Annotated in this window: 16 protein-coding genes and 1 pseudogene; 7 read left to right on the forward strand and 10 right to left on the reverse strand. The window is 62.5% G+C overall.

What is annotated here, in order from left to right:
• Positions 1 to 276: 276 nt before the first annotated feature.
• The 3 genes and pseudogenes from ilvB to P5W99_RS35590 form a co-directional block, all read right to left on the reverse strand.
• Complete coding sequence (gene ilvB / locus P5W99_RS35580) at positions 277 to 2,142, reverse strand: biosynthetic-type acetolactate synthase large subunit (RefSeq protein ID WP_434667509.1); 1,866 nt, start codon at positions 2,140 to 2,142, stop codon at positions 277 to 279.
• Positions 2,143 to 2,437: 295 nt separating this feature from the next.
• Positions 2,438 to 2,638, reverse strand: a complete 201-nt coding sequence (locus P5W99_RS35585) for a copper chaperone (RefSeq protein ID WP_324150412.1) — start codon at positions 2,636 to 2,638, stop codon at positions 2,438 to 2,440.
• A 121-nt stretch (positions 2,639 to 2,759) separates the two neighbouring features.
• Positions 2,760 to 3,325, reverse strand: a pseudogene (locus tag P5W99_RS35590) (transketolase C-terminal domain-containing protein); the annotation flags it as partial.
• Between P5W99_RS35590 and P5W99_RS35595 the strand changes: the two are divergent.
• A complete protein-coding gene (locus P5W99_RS35595) occupies positions 3,212 to 3,568 on the forward strand; it encodes a hypothetical protein (RefSeq protein WP_434668435.1) in 357 nt (118 codons plus the stop codon). The pseudogene P5W99_RS35590 and the gene P5W99_RS35595 sit on opposite strands and share 114 nt — an antisense overlap.
• Positions 3,569 to 3,608: 40 nt before the next feature.
• On the opposite strand, the gene P5W99_RS35600 is transcribed toward P5W99_RS35595, so the two are convergent.
• Positions 3,609 to 4,838, reverse strand: a complete 1,230-nt coding sequence (locus tag P5W99_RS35600) for an MFS transporter (RefSeq protein ID WP_434667512.1) — start codon at positions 4,836 to 4,838, stop codon at positions 3,609 to 3,611.
• A gap of 142 nt (positions 4,839 to 4,980) precedes the next feature.
• Between P5W99_RS35600 and P5W99_RS35605 the strand changes: the two genes are divergently transcribed.
• Both P5W99_RS35605 and P5W99_RS35610 read left to right on the forward strand, forming a co-directional pair.
• Entirely contained in the window at positions 4,981 to 5,880 is a 900-nt protein-coding gene (locus tag P5W99_RS35605) for a LysR family transcriptional regulator (RefSeq protein ID WP_434667513.1), read from the forward strand.
• Between the two features lie 114 nt (positions 5,881 to 5,994).
• Complete coding sequence (locus P5W99_RS35610; protein ID WP_434667516.1) at positions 5,995 to 6,297, forward strand: hypothetical protein; 303 nt, start codon at positions 5,995 to 5,997, stop codon at positions 6,295 to 6,297.
• A 58-nt stretch (positions 6,298 to 6,355) separates the two neighbouring features.
• Here the strand turns inward: P5W99_RS35610 and P5W99_RS35615 are convergent, their stop codons facing one another.
• The 4 genes from P5W99_RS35615 to P5W99_RS35630 form a co-directional block, all read right to left on the reverse strand.
• Positions 6,356 to 7,873 (reverse strand): CoA-acylating methylmalonate-semialdehyde dehydrogenase, encoded by a 1,518-nt coding sequence (locus tag P5W99_RS35615; RefSeq protein WP_434667519.1) that lies wholly within the window; start codon positions 7,871 to 7,873, stop codon positions 6,356 to 6,358.
• Positions 7,874 to 8,271: 398 nt separating this feature from the next.
• On the reverse strand, positions 8,272 to 9,804 hold the full coding sequence (locus P5W99_RS35620) for an efflux transporter outer membrane subunit (protein ID WP_434667522.1): 1,533 nt from the start codon (positions 9,802 to 9,804) through the stop codon (positions 8,272 to 8,274).
• Positions 9,801 to 10,889, reverse strand: a complete 1,089-nt coding sequence (locus tag P5W99_RS35625; RefSeq protein ID WP_434667525.1) for an HlyD family secretion protein — start codon at positions 10,887 to 10,889, stop codon at positions 9,801 to 9,803. Before P5W99_RS35625 ends, P5W99_RS35620 begins: the two co-directional genes overlap by 4 nt.
• Positions 10,890 to 10,901: 12 nt before the next feature.
• The gene (locus tag P5W99_RS35630; RefSeq protein ID WP_434667528.1) at positions 10,902 to 12,527 is read right to left on the reverse strand and encodes an MFS transporter; all 1,626 of its coding nucleotides are present in this window, start codon (positions 12,525 to 12,527) and stop codon (positions 10,902 to 10,904) included.
• Between the two features lie 507 nt (positions 12,528 to 13,034).
• On the opposite strand from P5W99_RS35630, the gene P5W99_RS35635 reads away from it, so the two are divergent.
• A complete protein-coding gene (locus P5W99_RS35635; RefSeq protein WP_434667531.1) occupies positions 13,035 to 14,057 on the forward strand; it encodes a LysR family transcriptional regulator in 1,023 nt (340 codons plus the stop codon).
• Here the strand turns inward: P5W99_RS35635 and mug are convergent.
• The gene (gene mug / locus P5W99_RS35640; protein ID WP_434668346.1) at positions 14,043 to 14,582 is read right to left on the reverse strand and encodes a G/U mismatch-specific DNA glycosylase; all 540 of its coding nucleotides are present in this window, start codon (positions 14,580 to 14,582) and stop codon (positions 14,043 to 14,045) included. The two genes, P5W99_RS35635 and mug, sit on opposite strands and share 15 nt — an antisense overlap.
• 19 nt (positions 14,583 to 14,601) lie before the next feature.
• A complete protein-coding gene (locus P5W99_RS35645) occupies positions 14,602 to 15,567 on the reverse strand; it encodes a GlxA family transcriptional regulator (RefSeq protein ID WP_434667534.1) in 966 nt (321 codons plus the stop codon).
• Between the two features lie 311 nt (positions 15,568 to 15,878).
• Between P5W99_RS35645 and P5W99_RS35650 the strand changes: the two genes are divergently transcribed.
• Genes P5W99_RS35650 through P5W99_RS35660 form a run of 3 tightly spaced genes read left to right on the forward strand, consistent with a single transcriptional unit; the run spans position 15,879 to position 19,615 of the window.
• Positions 15,879 to 18,704 (forward strand): 2-oxoglutarate dehydrogenase E1 component, encoded by a 2,826-nt coding sequence (locus P5W99_RS35650; protein WP_434667537.1) that lies wholly within the window; start codon positions 15,879 to 15,881, stop codon positions 18,702 to 18,704.
• A gap of 6 nt (positions 18,705 to 18,710) precedes the next feature.
• Positions 18,711 to 19,289: an AraC family transcriptional regulator gene (locus tag P5W99_RS35655; protein ID WP_434667539.1), complete on the forward strand. Its 579-nt coding sequence runs from the start codon at positions 18,711 to 18,713 to the stop codon at positions 19,287 to 19,289.
• A 26-nt stretch (positions 19,290 to 19,315) separates the two neighbouring features.
• Positions 19,316 to 19,615, forward strand: a complete 300-nt coding sequence (locus tag P5W99_RS35660; RefSeq protein ID WP_434667542.1) for an ArsR/SmtB family transcription factor — start codon at positions 19,316 to 19,318, stop codon at positions 19,613 to 19,615.
• Positions 19,616 to 19,795 lie beyond the last annotated feature (180 nt).

Here is a 19,795-nt window from a genome sequence, read left to right on the forward strand (position 1 = left end):
TCGGCATCCCATTGCGCTGACGCACGCGTAACCGCAACGGACTGATAGTACGTTCTCAATGCCGCGTGCGTACCGTCTTGCCACGCACCACATCGCGCAGACCGATGAAGAGACAACGCGGGCCCCGCAGGACCCCATGCCCAGCATCGCTCCCAGCCATCAGAGCCACTATTGGGTAGAGGCCAGACTCGATAAACGCCGTAGCCAGAACCTCTTTTATTACATGGCGGAAAGACGAAATGCGCCGCGCGAGCAGACTGGCGCGATTGTGCTGGCCTAGAACATGTCCGAGGCGGGTTGATGCCCCGCACGCATGCTCCCCGACTCCTCGCCATCCCTCGACGGGATGAACGGACCGGTGATCATGTCCGAATAGCTCATGCCAGGCCCGACCATCGGAAATACATCGGCATCCTGATCGATCATGACTTCGAGAAAAGCGGGACCATCGAACGCCAAGAAAGCCCGGAGCTTTTCCTCGACTTCGCTCAGGACGTCAACACGCTGCGCGAACTCGAACCCGTCGGCACGCGCGGCCATGACAAAGTCCTTCCGATGCAGCGACTTGTCGCTCACGCACAGGCGCCCGTCGTAGAAGAGACGCTGCCACTGCCGGATCATCCCGTCACCGACATTGTTGAACAGCAGCACTTTGACCGGCACGCCATACGTGGTCACGGTTTCCAGATCGCCGATATTCATGCGCATGCTGCCGTCGCCGTCGATGTCGATCACGAGGGCATCCGGGCGTCCCATCTGAGCGCCGATCGCAGCGGGCAGGCCAAAGCCCATCGTCCCCATGCTGCCCGACGTGAGAAAGCTGCGCGGCTCGACGAAGTCGAAGAACTGCGCGGCCCACATCTGGTGCTGGCCCACGCCCGTGGTGACGATAGCCCGCCCGCCGGTAATCTCGCTCAGCTTCTCCACTATGAATTGCGGCTGAATGAGCGAGCTGTTGCGGTCATAATTCATGCAGTAGCGCTGCTTCAGTTCCCTGATGTGCTCGAGCCACGCCAACGGCGCCTGCACGTGCGTTTCGTGTTGCATCAGCGAAACCAGGGTGTCTTTCGCGTCGCCGACGTGGCTCCAGTGCGCGCGCTTCACTTTGTTGATCTCCGCTTCGTCGATATCGATGTGCGCGACATGGCGCGCTCGCGGCGCGAATGCATGCGGGCGGCCGCCGGCGACACGATCGTCGAATCGTGCGCCCACGGCAATCAGGAAGTCGCAGTCTTCCACTGCGTAGTTCGCGCAGGCCGCGCCGTGCATACCCAGCATGCCGAGCCCCAGCTCGTGCTTCACGGATATCGAGCCGAGCCCCATCAGGGTGTTCACCACGGGAATGCGGTAGCGCTCGGCGAACTGCCGTAATTCAGCCGTGGCACCGGCGGTCATGATGCCCCCGCCCGCATAAAGCAGCGGGCGCCTGCTTTGCGCCAGCAAATCGAAGAATTCGTCACGCTTGCTCGCTTCGAGGCGCGCGCCCTTCGCCACCTTGCGAAGCCGGTCGGAGTATCCACGAAACGCCAGGGTGCCGTGCCCCTGCCAAGTGCCGGTACAGTTCTGGATGTCTTTGGGCACATCCACGACGACCGGGCCGGGACGGCCGGAGCGCGCGACTTCGAACGCCGTGCGCAGCGTCTGTTCGAGCTTGTCCGGGTCGGTCACCAGAAACACCTGCTTGGCGCACGCCGACATGATGTTGAACACTGGTGCTTCCTGGAAAGCGTCGCTGCCGATCGCAGCGCGCGGCACCTGCCCGCAGATGAGGACCACCGGGACCGAGTCACCATTGCAGTCGGCAATCGGCGTCACCGCGTTGGTCGCGCCGGGACCCGACGTCACCATGAACACGCCGACCTTTCCGCTCGCGCGTGCGTACCCCGCGGCCATGAAACCGGCGGTCTGCTCGTTGGCGGGTACGACGAGGTTGATCTGACGTTCGGGCTCGTCGGCGTACAGCTCGTTGAAACGAAACACCGCGTCGTAGGTCGGCAGGATCGCGCCGCCGCTATAGCCGAACACGGTATCGACACCCTGTTCGCTGAGTACGCGCAAGATGATGTCGGCGCCCGACATCGGTTCGCCGGGAAGCGGCGCTTTCTGGGAGCTTTCTGAAGCAAATTTCGGGTTCTGGGTCATACCTGGCTCGCACGGAAACGGGCGCTGATGCGATCAGCGGCCAAACACAACGGATCATTTCCCTTCCGACTCAAGAACAGCGTATGTCCCCTACCAGCTCGTGGACGACGCCTTCAGCGGGTTCTCCGCATGAAGCACACTCCACCCGGCACTCTTTTGACGCGCCCCTGGAAATACCGTGAGAAAGGGTTGCAAGAATTCTGACAACGATTGAAGCGGTGTGCGTCGGCAATAAGGTTGTTTATGGGCCAGGATGCGTCGCATCCGGGCCACCACGGCTGACGGCTAACCGTTCCTACCATTCGGCAATGCCCACGTCCATGTCCTCGTCGTAGAACGCAACGAGAAACTCTTCGGGCATCAACCACGAATCGACGCTCACGGTTTGCGCGCCAACATCGACATCGACCTTCGCGTCGGCGTCCACGGACTTCATCGCATGCACGATCGTCGCGAGATCGTCCGTGCGGATTTCAGTTTTCATCGCGAACTTCATTTTTCACCTCTCTGTCTGGATAACCAGTCCCGATTACTATAGGATCAAGGCCCTCTGCCACCAACCAGGTTCGCCTCAATTCACTCTTTACATCGCATAACACACAGGCGGCACGAGGCAATCATTCAACGGGGTCGAGGGCGTCTACCGCTTTGGTGAACGCAAGGACCGCTTCCCGCACGCCTGCGACTCCCAGACCATTCAAGCGGAGCAGTTCCGCACGGTCGCCGTGCTGGACGAACGCGTCGGGAAGTCCGAGCCGAAGCATGCGTATGGCCCACCCTTCCGCTGCAATCCGTTCGGCGCATGCGGCGCCCGCTCCGCCAAGCACGGTGCCTTCTTCGAGTGTCACGATCACCTCGTGCTCGTTGGCAACCGTCAGCAACACGTCTTCATCGAGCGGCTTGACGAAGCGCATATCGACCACGGTCGCATCGATCTCCTTTGCGACTTCCATCGCGACCGAGAGCAAGGGCCCGAACGCCAGAAACGCCACCCGCGCGCCGGCCCGCTTGCCGGATACCCGGCAAATCCGAGCGCGAACAGAACCGGCAGATTCTGCAGGGCGACGTCGTGAATCAGCTGGTCGTACCCGCGCTGAAGAAACGTCGAGTAGATGGCGACGACGGGCCTCATTCCCTCGACGGCGAGGCCGGCCGCGAGCGTAACAGCATACTGTTCCGCGATTGCTCGTACGGAGCCATCACGCGGCCTTCCATCTGGTCGGGTGAAAGCCCCGCGTACTGCCACCATGCTAATCATCGGGATATTGATCGGATTAAAAATATCAGTAGGTGTACGAAACGTCGAAAGAACGCCGACGATCAGGATAAACACGGCCAGCACAACGAAGGTATAAGGCCGTTTCAGCGCAATGCGCACGATGCCAATCATGATAATTCCAGTATTGAAGCTGGCATCGCCCCCTAACCACAGCGGATTCCAGCAAGCAGATGCTCGATGCCTCGAATCAATCTGCGTTTGATGGGATCCGGCCCGCGGACTCTCGAGGCGCACCGATCCAGTGGATGGCGGCAGCCACGATGCCGAGTGCGACACCGAAGGCGACGATGCCTGACCAGCCAAAGCGGCTCATGAGCCAGCCGCTGACCGTCGCGCCGACTGCGCCGCCGAAGAAGGTGGCCGTCATATAGAGGCTGTTGATGCGGCCTTGCGCTTTCGGATCGACCGAGAAGGCGCGGGTCTGGTTGGAAACGAGACCGGACTGCACGCCGATATCGAGCAGGACCACGCCCACGATCAACAGCGTGAGCGACGTGGCCGCGCCGGAGAGAAGCACGTAGGCAAGCGTCGCGATGCCGATACTGGCGCCGATGACCTTGCGGAAGCCCACGCGGTCGGTGGCATTGCCGCCCAGCGATGCGGCGAATGCGCCGGCCGCGCCGATGATGCCGAAGCCGCCCGCCCAGGCGCTGCCGAGATGCCACGGTCCGCTCTTGAGCAGCGCGGCGAGATTGACCCAGAAGGCGTTGAAACAGGCCCACAGCAACGCCTGGATGATCATCGATTCGCGAATCGGACGATTGTCGCGAACGAGCGGCCACAGCGAAGCAAGCAGACGCCCATACGAAAGATTCGTCGAAGGCACGCCCTTCGGCAGCAGCGCAGCGGCGGCGATGAAGACGGGCACCATAAACACGGCTTCCGCGCCGTACACCGCGCGCCACCCCCACGCCGCGCCGATCACGCCAGCGATCGTGCGCCCGACCAGGATGCCGACCATGATGCCGCTCACGACGGTGCCGACATTGCGGCCCCGCTCGCTCGGCAACGACATGACGGCGGCGAACGGCACGAGCTGCTGAGGCACGCAGCTCACGATACCAAGCGCAAACGAAGCCGCGATCAGTGCCCAGATGCCGGGCGCAACCGCCGCCGTCGCCGCAAAAACGAGCGCGAGTGCGATTTGCGTGAGCACGAGCTTGCGCCGGTCGAACCGGTCGCCAAGCGGCAGCAGCAGCGCGAGGCCGGTCGAGAAGCCGAGTAGTGCCGCTCCCGCAACGAAATCGACCGCCGTAATGTTGACCCGCAGGCTCGCTGCGATCAGCGGCAGAATCGGCTGAGTGCAATAGATGTTTGTGATCACTGCTCCTGCGATGATCGCCATCATGACGAACTTGCCGCGCGATGCGACGGCGGGCGTAGCTGCACTTTCTCGGGTGCTGGGTAAGCCGCTCACGAAAACCTCCTTGTGCCTTGAATTTCTCCAGTCGTTGCAGAGATTTGCCGCGATCCAGATTGAGGTCGAACGTTACGCGCTTGCATTTACGAAGAGAATCCCCCACGATCAAGATTCATCCTTCCACTATTTTATAGGGTCCATGAATCGCCTCGAAGCCATGGCCATCCTCGTTTCGGTCGCCGACGCGGGCAGTCTCTCAGCCGCCGCGCGGCGCCTCGACATGCCGCTCGCCACGGTCAGCCGCAAGGTTGGGGAACTGGAAGCGCACCTGAAGACGCGCCTCTTTCACCGCACGACGCGCAAGCTTTCATTGACGGAAGCCGGCAGCGCATACGTGGCCGCCTGCCGGCGCATTCTCGAAGACATCGGCGAAGCCGAGCGCGCCGCAACGGGGGAATACGCCGCGCCCAAAGGCGAACTTGTGGTCACCGCGCCCGTTGCGTTTGGCCGCCTGCACGTGGTGCCGGTGGTGGCGGAATTCCTCGCGCACTATCCGGAGATCGACATCAATCTCCTGCTGACCGATCGCGTCGTTCATCTGATGGATGAACACGCGGACGTCGCGGTGCGCATTGGCGAGCTGCCCGACAGCACGTTGATCGCGTCGCGAGTGGGCACGGTGCGCCGGGTCATTTGCGCCAGCCCCACCTATCTCGCGAAGCATGGCGTGCCCGCAGAACCCGCGGACCTGGCCGGCCATCAATGCATCACCTTCGAGGCGCTCGCTTCCTTGCGTGCATGGGCGTTCGGCTCCGGCAAGTCGGAGCAGTCCGTGCCCGTTCATTCGCGGCTTGCCGTGAACACCGCGGACGCCGCTATCGAAGCCGCGATCCTCGGCGTGGGGCTGATACGCGTGCTGTCCTACCAGGTTGCACGCGCCGTTCGCGCCAACGAGTTGCGCGTCGTGCTCGACGCGTTTGAAGCGGCGCCGCTGCCCGTCAATCTCGTGCACGCGGGGCAAGCCCCCCTGCCGCTCAAGCTGCGCGCGTTTCTCGACTTCGTGTCGCCGCGCCTCAAGGCGCGCATGCCCGCTGTTTGAATTCCCCGCGTTATTGAGCGCGAGTATCAACTGCTGTTCATCGCAGGTGGTTTTTGTCATCGTCGTTGGTGCGTAACCTTGGCTCGCAAATGGGAAAACGCAAGGCGAAACGCAATGGATATGTCAGCAATCACCGCAATGAAGGCTTCCGCGCCCGTCGGACATGCGCTTTCAGAGCAGCCCGCGTGGCGCTGCGTGTTTCGCAACGACGCGCTCACGGTCGGACTGATCCTGCCGCTCGAAACGCATCCGGACTCGCCCGTCCCGACCATGCGCGATCACATCGTCATGGCGCAGCGCGCCGAGTCGATGGGCGTGGCCGCGCTGTGGATGCGCGACATCCCGTTCTACGATCCCGCGGCGACGCCGGCCAGATCTTCGAACAGCTGGTATATATCGCCAGCCTCGCGGCAGTAGCCGGTCATAACCGTGCCGGCAATCTTCAGGCGCGCGGCGTTTTCACGCCGCGCTTACCTTACTTCGACGCAGGCATGGCGAACTCCGCGCCCTTGTCGATGCTGTCGGGCCAACGCTGCGTCACGCTCTTGTAGCGTGTATAGAAGCGCACGGCCTCCTCGCCGTAGGCGTGATGATCGCCGAACAGCGAGCGCTTCCAGCCTCCGAACGAATGCCACGCCGACGGCACCGGACTCGGCACGTTGATGCCCACCATGCCGATCTGAATCTGCCGGGTAAACGTGCGGGCTGCGGCGCCATCGGCCGTGAACAGGGTGACGCAATTGCCCAGTTCATGCGCGTTGACAAGCTCGATTGCACTGGCGAGATCCGGCACTCGCACCACCGAAAGCACCGGCCCGAAAATCTCTTCGCGATAGATCTTCATATCCGGCTGCACCTCGTCGAAGAGCGAACCGCCGAGGAAGAAGCCCTCTTCGTGCCCCGCCACGGTATGGTCGCGCCCGTCCACCACGAGCTTCGCGCCAGCGGCGACGCCCGCATCGATATAACCCAGCACCTTGGTGCGATGCGCGGCACTGATGAGCGGCCCCATGTCCAGATCTGGCTCCATGCCCGCCCCGATGCGCAACGAGCGCACGCGCGGCGCGAGACGCTCGATCAGTTCGTCGCCAATGCTCCCCACCGCGACCGCGACCGACGTCGCCATGCAGCGTTCGCCCGCGGATCCGTATGCCGAATTGATCAGCGCATCGACGGCCTGATCGAGATTCGCGTCGGGCATGACGACGAGATGATTCTTCGCACTGCCCAGCGCCTGCACGCGCTTGCCGCGTTTGGCGCCCTCTGCGTAGATGTATTCGGCCACCGGCGTGGAGGCGACGACGGACATCGCGGCCACATCGGGATGCTGAATCAGCGCGTCGACGGTGCCCTTGTCGCCGTTCACCACGTTGAAGACACCTTTGGGAAAGCCCGCCTCGATGAAGAGTTCCGCGAGCCGGATCGACGACGACGGCGTGCGCTCCGAGGGCTTGAGGATGAACGTGTTGCCGGTCGCGGCGGCCATGACGAACATCCAGCACGGCACCACCACCGGGAAATTGAACGGTGTGACGCCGGCAATCACGCCCACGGGCTGCCGCAAGTTCCAGCTGTCGACGCCGCTGCTGCTTTGATCGGTGAAGCCGGTCTTGAGCAGGTTCGGAATGCCGCACGCGAATTCGACAATTTCGATGCCGCGCATCACTTCGCCCCTGGCGTCCGAAAAAAGCTTGCCGTGGTCGCGTGTAATGAGTTCGGCGATTTCGTCGAGGTGCGCTTCGAGCAGTTCCTTGAACTTGAACATCAGGCGCGCGCGCTTGAGCGGAGGGGTTTCGCTCCAGTCCGCAAACGCGGTTTTGGCGGCCGCGACGGCGGCGGCAACCTCGGTGGTATTCGCAACCGGCACGCGCGCCGTAATGCGGCCCTGCGCGGGATCGTAGACGTCGTTGAATCGGCCGCTTGCGCCTGCCGTGCATTGACCGTCGATGAAATGTTTCAGTTGGCGCACCGCGCCCTGGTTTGCTTCGCTCATACGTCCTTCCTTTAGGGAATCTGGGCACTGCGCGTGGAAGAAAGTCCGCATCACAGCGCGCGTCAAGTCAGGTGGCCGGGCATCTCCATGACTCCCCGCCAGGATAGGCAGCCATTGACCGCCGACGAGAACAGTCTACGTTCTACGGCTCCCGGCTGAGGCGCTAGCTTCGACGCTTTGGGGACATTCCCGGCTAGTTTTCGGCCATCGCGAAACAGCAGAAATCGCGGCGATCCGAAGGGTCGAATGGCTTCGCAGCGCGGCGCTAAATGCGCTCTGAGGGCGGAGGCGTTACCCTGTGCGGGAAGCGTGAAATGGAAGCTGGCGCCAACGGGCGCGTTCGGCGTCACCCATAAGCGCCCACCGTGGCTCTGCACGATCGAGCGGCGGGCTATGGATTACCCGCCATATGTCGACTCCCACCCCCCTCCCAGCGCTTTACAGAGCGTAATGAGATTCGTAGCCGCCGTGGCTCTGCTTTGCTCGAGATTGCTTTGGGCTTCGAGCAACTGCTTCTGCACGTTCAATACATCAAGATAATTGAGCGCCCCGGCCTTGTACCGTTCCCGCGCGACCGAGAGCGCGCGCTCGTTCATGGTCACGGCCTGGGCCAGCCGGTCGCGGCGGCGCTGTTCGGCGTCGTAAGTGACGAGCGCATCGTCCACCTCCTGCCACGCGCGCAGCACCGTCTTCTTGTAGGCGATCGCGGCTTCCTGTTGTTGCGCCTCCCGCAGCTGGAGCGTGCCTTTCAGTCGACCGCCTTCGAAGATGGGAAAGGTAATGGAAGGACCGACGACAAACTGCCCGGACGCCCAGCTCGCCAGACTCGAGAGCTGAAGACTCTGAAAGCCCGCGCTGCCATTGAGCATGATGCGCGGATAGAAATCGGCCTTCGCCACGCCAATCGACGCCGTCGCCGCGTGCAGTTCGGCTTCCGCCTTGCGGATATCCGGCCGGCGCTGCACGAGTTCGGAAGGAAAGCCGATCGGCACCTGCGCGGGCAGCACGGGCACCTCCTGTGTCGCGGCGAGCGTCTGGCGCAGCGCGCCCGGTTCCTCGCCCAGCAGCAGGCCGATTGCATTGATCGTCGTTTCGGAGTGCGATTCGAGTGTGGGAATCAGGCTTTCGATGTTCTCCACCTGCGCCGAAGCGTTCGAGACATCGAGATCCGTCGTGACGCCTTCATGCGCACGCACCTGAGTAAGCTTCAGCGCGTCGTTGGCGATGTCCAGGTTTTGATGCGCGATCTGCAGGAGTTCCTGCGTGTCGCGAAGCTCGATATAGTCTCGCGCAAGCTCCGCGCGCGCGCTCAGCAAGACCGCGTTCCGGTCCTCATACGAGGCTTCGGAAAGCGCCGTCGCCGCTTCCACGCTGCGTCGCACGCGGCCCCAGATATCGATCTCCCAAGAAGCGTCGAAGCCGACCTGGTACAGGTTATACGCGGGCGAGCCCTTGGAGCCCGGCATCGCCGCCACGCCGAGCGGCGCACTCCCGGATGCCGACTGCGGCTGACTCTGCGTGGGCGTCACGCCAAGCAGCGAGAGAATGCCGTTTTCGCTGCCGCGTTCGCGGTTATACGATGCGGCACCGTCGAGCGTCGGATACTCGGCCGCGCCCGCCACGCGGCGTTCCGCCCGGCTTTGCAGCAGGCGCGCAGAGGCGGCCGCCACGTCCAGGTTCGCGTCGGCGAGTTGCTTTTCCAAGCCGTTCAACACCGGATCGTTGAACAGCGTCCACCATTGCGGACCGAACTGGCCTTCCACGGCTTTGCTCGGCGCCTGCGCCATCTGCGTGCGGTTAAAGACCTCAGGCGGCGGCGACTTCGGCGGTTCGAAGTTGGGACCCACCGTACAGCCGGCCATTGCGAGGAAAGCCACACATGCGAGAGCCGTGAGAAGGATCGCGCGAATGGAATATTGGCTCGTGTTCATTTTCTTTCCGCTCCCTCAGCCGTCGCTTCTGCGCTCCGGCCCATCGCCACTTCGGCTTCCACCGAGAGGCCAACGCTCAATGCCGCTGCAGCAGACTGCCCGCGATCGATCGTGATCTTGACGGGCACGCGCTGCACCACCTTCGTAAAGTTGCCCGTTGCATTGTCGGGTGCGATCGGCGCGAAGCTCACGCCGGTCGCCGGCGCGAGGCTGTCGATGCGGCCGCGAATCACGATGCCGGGAAGGCTGTCGACCGTCACGCGCACGCTTTCGCCGGACCGCAAATTGGTGATCTGGCTTTCCTGAAAGTTCGCGACGACATACGCATCCGAAAGCGGAACGATTGCCAGCACGGGTGCGCCGGGCGTCACAATGGCGCCGACCCGCGCCGAGCGGCGCCCCACCTTGCCGTCGACGGGCGCGCGGATTTCCGTATAGGAAAGATTGAGCCTCGCCTGTTCGAGCGCCGCTTCGGCGTGTTCAAGCGCGCCAGCGGCCTTGTCGCGCTCCGTGCGCAGGACGTCCAGATTCTGTTGGGTGGCCGTCAGCACCGCCTGGTCGTGCGACTGCTGCGCTAGCTGCTCGGCGAGCGTGCTCGAAGCCTGTTGTTGCTCCTGTGCGGTCCCTGCCCCCGCCGTGGAAAGATTCTGATAGCGCGAAGCATTGGCGCGCGCGAAGCCGATCGCCGCGTCGTCGGAGCGCAGTGTGGCGCGAGCCTGATCGACGAGCGAGGGCTGGCGCGCGATCTGCACGTCGAAGTTCGCCACCGACGCCTTTGCGCCCACCACCTCCGCCTCGGCGCTCATCAACGCGGCGCGATAGTCGCGGTCGTCGATGCGCACCAGCAACTGGCCGGCCTTCACCCCCTCGTTATCGTTCACCAGTACGTCTGTGATCTGCCCCGCGACACGCGGCGCGACGAGCGTGAAATCCGCGGTGACGTAGGCATCGTTCGTGGATTCCGAACTGGAGTGAGACAGGAGCGTCGTGCCGCCCCAGGCAGCGACGCCGCCAACGGCGACAACTGCTGCAATACGAAGCCATTTCAATCTGGACGGTGCGGGGCTGGGTTTGGTCGATGACATGGAAAACGGACCTCATTTCGAAGCGGGCGGCGTAGTGCTCCACGGCGGATAGATCCGCACCGGCAGCACTGGAACAAGAAGAAGCAGCACGAGCACAACGCACGCCATCACCCGATAGAGATCGGCTGAAGTCAGCACGACGGCCTGCTCGTGAATACGGTGCGCGACTTGCCCCAGCGCGTCGGGGGTGTCGAGGCCATGGCCTGTCACCAGTGCGCGGTTGCCCAACTGGTCGACGAGCATGCTCGAATGGAAATGTTCGCGCGCGGTGCCCACCCCCTCGATCAGACCCGTCGCCATGGCGGCGGAGAACGTCTTGACCGTATTGAACATGGCCGACGCGAACGGGCCCTCCGTGGGCGGCAGCCCCGTCGTGACGCCCATGAGGATCGACATGATCACCATGGGCTGCGCGATGATCTGCAGCGCCTGGAGCACGTAGAAGTTGTCGCGAATCCACTCGGACGTCATGAAACTGCCAAGTGCGCACGTCGTGAACATCAGCGACAGACCGATTGCGATTGCCCAGCGATGATCGGCGCGCCGCGTGTTCAATAGCGCCGCCGTCAAAGGGAGCGTAATCAGCAGCGGAATGGCAAGCAACAGCGAGAGCGGCGCCGTCTGCAGCGGCCGGTAGGCGTGAACTTTGGCGAGAAACTGCCCGGGTATCGCTGCGACGCCCACCAGCAGGATCACGGTGCCGAGCAAGGTCGAGAGTCCGTGCGTGAAATTCCTGCGCTCGAGTAACTGGAGCTTGAAAAAAGGCACGGGCTGAAACCACTCGCTGACGAGGAAGACCACGAGCAGCAGAGCGCCGCCGCAAAGCATCACGCGGATAAAGTCCGATTCGAACCAGTCGAGCCGCTCGCCTTGCAAGAGCCCCGTCACGAGCATGCCGAACGCGGGGAAGCCCGTCATCAACCCGATCCAGTTAAACGACCGAAAGCGCTCGAGCTTGACCGGATCGGCGGGCAGCCCCTGTTGAATCGCGATACAGCACAGCGCGCCGAGCGGAATGATTTGCCAGAACACCATGCGCCAGTTCACGAACTCCGTCCACAACGCGGCGAGCGGGGTGCCGAGCGCCGGTCCGAAGGTTGCATTGAGCGCATAGCCGGCGAGCCCATACAGCTTGAATTTGGGCGGCAGATAACGCAGCGCCACGATGATCAGCATGGGGGGCAGACAACCGCCCGCGATTCCCTGGAGGATACGCAAGACGTAGAGCGTCGCCAGATTCGGCGCAAACGGGCACAGCAATCCGAACAACATCGTGGCGAGCACGGCGCCGATCGTGAAGCGCTTGAGCGTAAAGGTGATGCCGAACCAAGGGGCGAATACCATCGTCGCGACATTGGCGGCTTCGAAGAGCGACGTGAGCCACGTCCCGTCGTCATGCCCGATCAGGAACGCGCCCTGGATATCGGCCATCGCCGCCGCGGTCACCTGTTCGTTGAGGATGGCCAGCAACGAAGCGCACAACATGCCGAGCAGCCCCACCACGATGCGTCCCGTAAACGCCATTTGCGCGGGGGCAGGCTGAGCCGACGCCGCGGCTTCGCGCACAGGGCGTGGTTCCAGCGCCTGCGGGTCCGTTGCCGCTTCCGTTCCAGTCGTCAAAGGGTTCGCAGTTGCCATGGCGATCAGCAATTTCCCGGGTTTCGTTAGCTATACTGTTTGATGTGGCTATTACACTGTGAGGCAATTCAGCGCCCTGCATCCTCACGCGATACGATGACCACACCATCGGTTTCGTCGCGCATTGTTGCTGTTCACTGACGGCTTTATTGTCAGAGATGAACCCAATTTCTTAAAGTCTTGGCTGGTCTGATTTTGGGCCATCTAGTACGAGAATTTTGCCAGGCCGTCCGGTCATGCTTCGCCCAACGCGTGATGTGCGTGGCGCCAACGCAAACCTGACTGATTACACATGGGTCATTTCTGCGCTGTTTTGAGCCAAGCCAGCTTGCGAGGCGATACCGGACGGCACATGATGCCTAGAATCGCGGTGTAGGCATTCAGGCCGCGCGTTAATTGCGATGGGGACGATTAACGAAGGTTTGAAAACGAACCGGCAACGGTAGGCCGCTAAACGGCTTTTACTTTTATCCTCCGTTTGCAAGAGACTCAGATTGGGAAGTCAAGGTGGACAGATTACGTGAGATGGAGGTGTTTATAGCCATCGTCGAACGCGGCAGCTTCAGCGCCGCATCCGAAAAATTCGGCTTGTCGCGAGCGGCGGTTTCGCGGGCGGTCAACTCGCTCGAAACGCGCCTGGGTACCCAACTGCTCGCGCGCACGACACGCTCGGTGCGGCCCACGGACGCCGGCGTCGCTTATCTCGAGGCCTGCCGCAAGCTGCTCGATGGCATCACCGACGCGGAGGCGCATATCGCCGCGGATCCCGCGAACCCGGTGGGCACGCTCACGATTACCGCGCCGGTCCAACTCGGCCAGCGCTTCATCGCCCCGCTCGTCAACGCCTACACCCTGCGCTATCCCGACGTCAGCGTGAACGCCGTTTACCTCGATCGTCCCACGCGCCTGCTCGAAGAAGGCGTGGATATCGCCATACGTATTGGCCATCTCGAAGATTCGTCGACATTCGCGGTGCGCCTGGGATCCGTGCGGCGGCAAACCTTCGCGTCCCCCGCTTATCTCGCCGAGCATGGGGAGCCCATGCATCCGCGAGACCTGCCCGGCCACCATTGCGTTTCCTTTACCGGCGTTTCCCAACCGCTCGAGTGGATGTTTTACGAACATAACGCAAAGGTTCATGTGCGGCTGCAGCCGCGCTTGATCGTCAATCTGGCGCCGGCTGCCATTTCGGCCGCGGAAGACGGCGTGGGTATCACGCAGTTGCTGTCTTATCAGGCCGCAACCGAAGTTTCTTCCGGAAATCTGGTGCCGATTTTGCGGGCCTACGAACCCGAATCGACGCCGGTCAGCCTGCTTCATGTCGAACGGCGCGGAACGAGTGGAAAGATCCGGTCCTTCGTGGAGTTCGTGACCGAAACACTGCGAAACAACACATATCTTCAATGTGCGAGCGGATTGACAACCGAAGGCGAATGTACGCCGGGTCAAGGCAATCACGAACTCGCAAGGAGGCATTCCGGAGCGCATGCCCAATATCTACAGCCGCTTATCCATTCACTCGGCAACTGAGGACGACTGAGCGGCCATACGAAGTTCGCGATATGCCCTCACGAGCGCGTCGAGGTTGAAAGCGCGATTCAAGCCGCTCGGGTTCGGCAGAACCCAGGCGCGCGCGCCGCCGAACCTGCTGGATTGCAAACCCCACTGGATATCGCGCTTGCCGGACATTTCCGCAAGCGCCATCTTGCCAAGAAAGGCGATAAACCGCGGCGCGTAGCGTTGAACCTTCAGCTCGAATTGCGCCGCGACGTCCTGAATCTCCGCTCTCAACAACTGGTCCGCGCGTGCCGTCGCGCGCGAGACCGCCGTAGTCAGACCAAAGCCATGCCGCAGCAGCTCATGGTCGTTCTCCGGGCGAAATTCCTCCGGCGTAAAGCCGGCACGATGGAGCACGCGCCAGAAGCGGTTCCCTCTGCCATCGAAGTGGCGCCCCGTGGCCGCCGCACGCATGCCCGGATTGATCCCGCAAAACAATATCGACAAGCCGGGTTCGATGATATCGGGAAGGAATGGCGCCGAATCGGCGTTTGCCAGTTCCGCCCGGGATCTCCCGCTATGCACTCGCCTCCCCGCGGAATCGCTGACGATATTGTTTTGGCGTGACGTTCAGGCGCCGCGAAAACGTCGTACGCATATGCGTGGCGCTATGAAAGCCGCATTTGAAGGCGACCGTCTTGAGCGGCGCATCCGTGTCCTCCAGCAGTTTCCTCGCTGTATCGACGCGAACCTGCTCGACGAATACGGAGGGCGTGACCTTGGCGTTTTTGGCGAATATGCGCGACAAGGTGCGCCGGCTCACCGCAGCCGCACTCGCCAGCGCCTCGATCGAAAGCGTATCGGTGATATGTTCGCTCACGTAGCGATACACCTTGCTGAGTATGGGGTCCTCGTCCTTGCCGGCGCCGATATACGGGCTGTACTGAGACTGACCGCCTTCGCGCTGGATATACACCACCAGCCGCTTCGCAACCCGCACCGCCAGTTCGTGTCCCCAGTCTTCCGCCACCAGCGCAAGGCAAAGATCGATGCCTGCGGTCACGCCCGCCGATGTGAACAGCCGCCCGTCGCGAACGAAAATCCGGTCCGGCTGCACATTGGCGTGCGGGAATTCATTGGACAGGCGCCCGGCATCCGACCAGTGAGTCGTCACCTCCTTGCCGTCGAGCAACCCCGCATGAGCGAGCACGAATGCGCCGTTGCACACCGAACCAAAGCGGCTTGCGCTGTGCGCCTGATTTTGCAGCCACGCCAGAAACTCATTCGGCGGATGCACGTCGGGCAACTGCGGTCCACCGGCCACAAGGAGCAGGTCCCATTGCACATCGCTGTCGGCATAGCCGCGCGAGACCGCCAGTTGCATGCCGTTCGAGCAGGTCACGGCGCCCGCCTCGCGCCCGACGAGCGTCACCTCGTAGCGCTGATGCTCGTTGAGGAACGTGTTCGCCTCGGCGAACACGTCGAGTGGGCCTGCAACATCTAGCGCCTGCACACCATCGAATACAACAATGGCGACTTTCATTCCGTGACCTTCAGAGGTGGTGTCCCAACCAGGACCGTGGCGCAGCTTAACGCATCGTCGTTAGCGGATGCAGCCTGTCCCCGGAAAAAGTATTTTGCGTCCGTGTAACAAATTGGCAGCGTGGCCCAAAACGCCCACAAGTTGGCACACAGCGGCACCACGCGCGCATTTCGCCCGCTGCCCCGCATCACTAGACTGTGTTCACGACTGCGGCTGGGCAAACAACCCGGGCGGACCGGAAGGCGCTATCGCCATCACTCCACGTGTTGCGCCCGATATTGGACCGCACACCGACCAAAGGCAGATTCATCATGTTGAAAGAACGTCAGAACTCTTTCCTCTTCGGGGGCAACGCCCCTTACGTCGAAGAGCAATATGAAACTTACCTGGCTGACCCGGATGCGGTCACCAGTGAATGGCGGGCGTGGTTCGATGCACTGCGCGAAACGCCCGCTATCGACGGCAGCGATCGCGACGACGAACCGCACGCCCCCGTCATTTCCAGCTTTGTCGAGCTTGCGAAGCGGTCGCCGCGCGCGATCGCGCAGCCCGACACCATCCTCGCCGATGACGCCGGTCTCGGCCTCGCGCGCAAGCAGGTCGCAGTACAGTCGCTGATCGCCGCGTTCCGCATGATCGGCACGCGCGCGGCCGATCTCGATCCGCTGATGTGGACGCCGCCGCGCGCCTACGCCGAGTTGAGTCCGGCTTACTATGGGCTGACGGCCGCAGACATGGCGACGACATTCAGCACCGCCGACACGTTCCTGTTCGACGACGACGCCACGTTGCAGGAGCTCGTCGCGGCACTAGAGCAAACCTACACGGGCACGCTCGGCGCTGAGTTCATGCATCTGACCGACGCAGAGCAGCGGCGCTGGTGGCAGATGCAGCTCGAATCCACGCGGGCGAGGCCGTCCCTGCAGGCCGCAGAAAAACGCCGGCTGCTGGAACGGCTGAGCGCGGCAGAGGGCCTCGAGAAGTACCTTCACGCGCGCTACGTCGGGCAAAAGCGCTTCTCGCTCGAGGGCGCGGAATCGCTGATTCCGATGCTCGATGAAGTCGTCCGCTACGGGGCTTCGAAAAAGCTGCGCGCAGTAGTGATGGGCATGGCGCACCGCGGACGCCTGAATGTTCTGGTGAATATCGTTGGCAAGCCGTTGCGTGCGCTGTTCGACGAGTTCGATGGCAAAGATCCCGAAAGACTTCCCGCGGGCGACGTGAAATATCACAAGGGCTTTACGAGTTCGGTCGATACCCCTGAAGGGCCGGTCGAAGTGATGCTCGCGTTCAACCCGTCGCATCTGGAAATCGTCAACCCGGTCGTGCAGGGCATGGCGCGCGCCAAGGGCGAGCTCCTGGGCAGCGCCGACGGCGTCGAGGTTCTGCCGGTCGAGATTCACGGCGACGCGGCGATGTCCGGCCAGGGTGTCGTGATGGAAACCTTGAGCCTCTCCTATACGCGCGGCCACGGCACGGGTGGCACCCTCCATATCGTTGTCAACAACCAGATCGGCTTTACGACCTCCGATCCACGCGACACGCGTTCGTCGTTCTACACCACGGATGTCGCGAAGATGATCGAGGCGCCGATCCTGCATGTCAATGGCGACGACCCCGAAGCCGTCGCGATGGCGGTGCGGCTTGCCCTCGACTATCGCACCGCGTTCAAGCGGAGCGTAGTCATCGATCTCGTGTGCTTCCGCAAATACGGGCACCAGGAACAGGACACGCCGGGCATCACGCAGCCGCTGATGTATCGCGCAATCGCCAGTCATCCCGGCGTGAGAACACGCTACGCGCAGAAGCTTATCCAGCAAGGCGTGTTGACAGCCGAAGAAGCAGAGGGCTATATCAGCGCGCGGCGCGAACTGCTCAAGCATGCGAATGAAACCGACGGCTCTGACGCGGCCTCTTCAAGCGAGGAAGCGGCAAGCCCGGCTTCGCACTCCGCCCCTTCGACGCAAACGCTGCGCGGTCTCGCGCAGCAGATTTCGACCGTTCCCGAAGGCCTGGTGCTGCATCCGCTCGTCAAGAAGATGATGACCGGGCGCCAGGAAATGGCCTCGGGAAAACGGCCGCTCGACTGGGGCATGAGTGAGCATCTGGCCTTCGCTTCGCTGCTCGGCGCGGGGACCAGCGTTCGATTGAGCGGACAGGATAGCGCGCGCGGGACGTTCAATCATCGTCACGCCGTGTTGCACGATCAAACGCGCATGAACCGGCCGGATGGTGTTTATATTCCGCTCGATCATCTCGATGATGCGAGTGGCAATGCGCCGGGTCGCTTCAGCGTGACGAACTCGATCCTCTCCGAAGCGGCGGTGCTCGCGTTCGAGTACGGCTACACGACGGTGAACCGCGATGCGCTGGTGATCTGGGAAGCGCAATTCGGTGACTTCGCGAACGGCGCGCAAGTGGTGATTGATCAGTTCATCGCAGCAGCAGCCGCCAAGTGGGGGCAACGCAGCGGCCTGACACTCTTCCTTCCGCACGGACAGGAAGGCGCTGGACCCGAGCATGCATCGGCGAGGCTCGAACGCTATCTGCAGCTGAGCGCGCAGGACAACATGCGCGTCGTCCAGCCGAGCACGCCCGCGCAGCTATTCCATTTGCTGCGCAGGCAGGCGTTCGCATCCGAGCGCCGTCCGCTCGTCGTCATGACGCCCAAGTCGCTGTTGCGCCACCCGGAGGCAGTCAGCACGTTCGAAGAGTTGAGTGAGGGAACATTCAGCGAAATTCTCGCGGATACGCAAGTCGAGGCGTCGAGGGTGTCCAGCGTCAAGCGAGTCATCGTCGCGACGGGCAAGGTGTACTTCGAGTTGCTCGAGCGTCGCCGCGTGGACGCGACCGACACGCCGATCATCCGCGTCGAACAGCTTTATCCGTTTCCCGCGGAACAGTTGGCAGCCGAACTCGCGCGCTATCCAAACCTGAAAACCGTGGTCTGGTGCCAGGAGGAGTCGCGCAACCAGGGTGCCTGGAGTTTCGTCGAGCCGCTGTTGCGCGAGCAACTGCCAACGGGCGCGAAACTCTTCTACGCCGGACCCGATGCCGGTGCATCGACCGCGCCGGGCTACCATTCGGCGCACATCGCGCGGCAATCCGCGCTGGTCGAACAGGCGTTCACGGGGTAACGGCGCATGCGTGTCGCGATGATGCTCTATGCGGGGTTTCAAATGCTCGAGGTGAGCGGCCCGATGGATGTGTTTCATGCAGCGAATCGCCTGTATGGCAGCGCGTTTTATGAACCGCACCTCGTCGGGACCTCACCTGGGCCCGTGCTGTCTTCCAACGGCACGGCGGTGGGCACCACAGAATGCCTGTTCGAAACGCGCACGCCATTCGACGTCGTCGTGGTGCCCGGGTCTCCCATGGTCAGTTCGTCGCGCGAGCATCGCGAACTCGTCACGTGGCTCGGCGAAGCCGGGCCCGGCACCCAAAGGCTGGCCTGCATTTCCAATGGCGCGTTTCTGCTAGCGCGCGCCGGCGTTGCCGACCGCCGCTGGCTGACCACGCATTGGCGCGACGTTCACCGCCTCGCGGCCGAACATCCACGCGTACACGTCATGTCCATTCCCGGCTGTCTGAAGGACGGCAACCTTTATTCATCGGGCGGAGCAAGCGCCGGCATTCATCTGGCGCTGTCGATCGTGCGGGAAGACCTTGGAGAAAGTACGGCGGGAACCATCGCCAGAACGCTGTTGATGCAGCCGCGTTGAAGCACGGCGAGCGCGCAAGGAACGCCATGATAGACGCGAACCGGATTCACAAGGCACTCGCCAATCCACTGCGGCGCGACATCCTCGCGTGGCTGAAGGTCCCCGCCGATGCCTTTCCAGAGGGTCCTGTCGATCTGGGCCGCGGCGTGCCCGCACACGCCATCCAGGCGCGCAGCGGGCTCTCGCAGTCCACCGTATCGGCGCATCTTGCCGTACTGGTCGAAGCGCGACTGCTCGTTTCGACGCGAGTCGGACAATGGATGTTTCTTTCACGTAACGAAGAAGTGATACGGACCTTTGCCGAACAGATTCGCCTGCATTTATAGGAGAATCTGGCGTGTCGCGAGTTTGCGTCGTAGCTGCGTGCGAGGCAGATCGATCTGTGGAAAATGCGTAATGGACAAGCTGGACATGATGCGGATTTTCGTCCGCATAGCGGAAGAAGGAAGCTTTACGGGCTCTGGTGCAAATGGCGCTGGCGAATCGGTTAGAGTGTCGGGCTGAAC

The organism is Paraburkholderia sp. A3BS-1L, assembly GCF_051125215.1.
Classification (GTDB): domain Bacteria; phylum Pseudomonadota; class Gammaproteobacteria; order Burkholderiales; family Burkholderiaceae; genus Paraburkholderia.

Bases quoted from the DNA above. Each gene is read 5' to 3' on its own strand.
- ilvB (WP_434667509.1), bottom strand. From the start codon at position 2,142: ATGACCCAGAACCCGAAATTTGCTTCAGAAAGCTCCCAGAAAGCGCCG.
- P5W99_RS35585 (WP_324150412.1), bottom strand. From the start codon at position 2,638: ATGAAGTTCGCGATGAAAACTGAAATCCGCACGGACGATCTCGCGACG.
- P5W99_RS35605 (WP_434667513.1), top strand. From the start codon at position 4,981: ATGAATCGCCTCGAAGCCATGGCCATCCTCGTTTCGGTCGCCGACGCG.
- P5W99_RS35610 (WP_434667516.1), top strand. From the start codon at position 5,995: ATGGATATGTCAGCAATCACCGCAATGAAGGCTTCCGCGCCCGTCGGA.
- P5W99_RS35615 (WP_434667519.1), bottom strand. From the start codon at position 7,873: ATGAGCGAAGCAAACCAGGGCGCGGTGCGCCAACTGAAACATTTCATC.
- P5W99_RS35620 (WP_434667522.1), bottom strand. From the start codon at position 9,804: ATGAACACGAGCCAATATTCCATTCGCGCGATCCTTCTCACGGCTCTC.
- P5W99_RS35625 (WP_434667525.1), bottom strand. From the start codon at position 10,889: ATGTCATCGACCAAACCCAGCCCCGCACCGTCCAGATTGAAATGGCTT.
- P5W99_RS35630 (WP_434667528.1), bottom strand. From the start codon at position 12,527: ATGGCAACTGCGAACCCTTTGACGACTGGAACGGAAGCGGCAACGGAC.
- P5W99_RS35645 (WP_434667534.1), bottom strand. From the start codon at position 15,567: ATGAAAGTCGCCATTGTTGTATTCGATGGTGTGCAGGCGCTAGATGTT.
- P5W99_RS35650 (WP_434667537.1), top strand. From the start codon at position 15,879: ATGTTGAAAGAACGTCAGAACTCTTTCCTCTTCGGGGGCAACGCCCCT.
- P5W99_RS35655 (WP_434667539.1), top strand. From the start codon at position 18,711: ATGCGTGTCGCGATGATGCTCTATGCGGGGTTTCAAATGCTCGAGGTG.
- P5W99_RS35660 (WP_434667542.1), top strand. From the start codon at position 19,316: ATGATAGACGCGAACCGGATTCACAAGGCACTCGCCAATCCACTGCGG.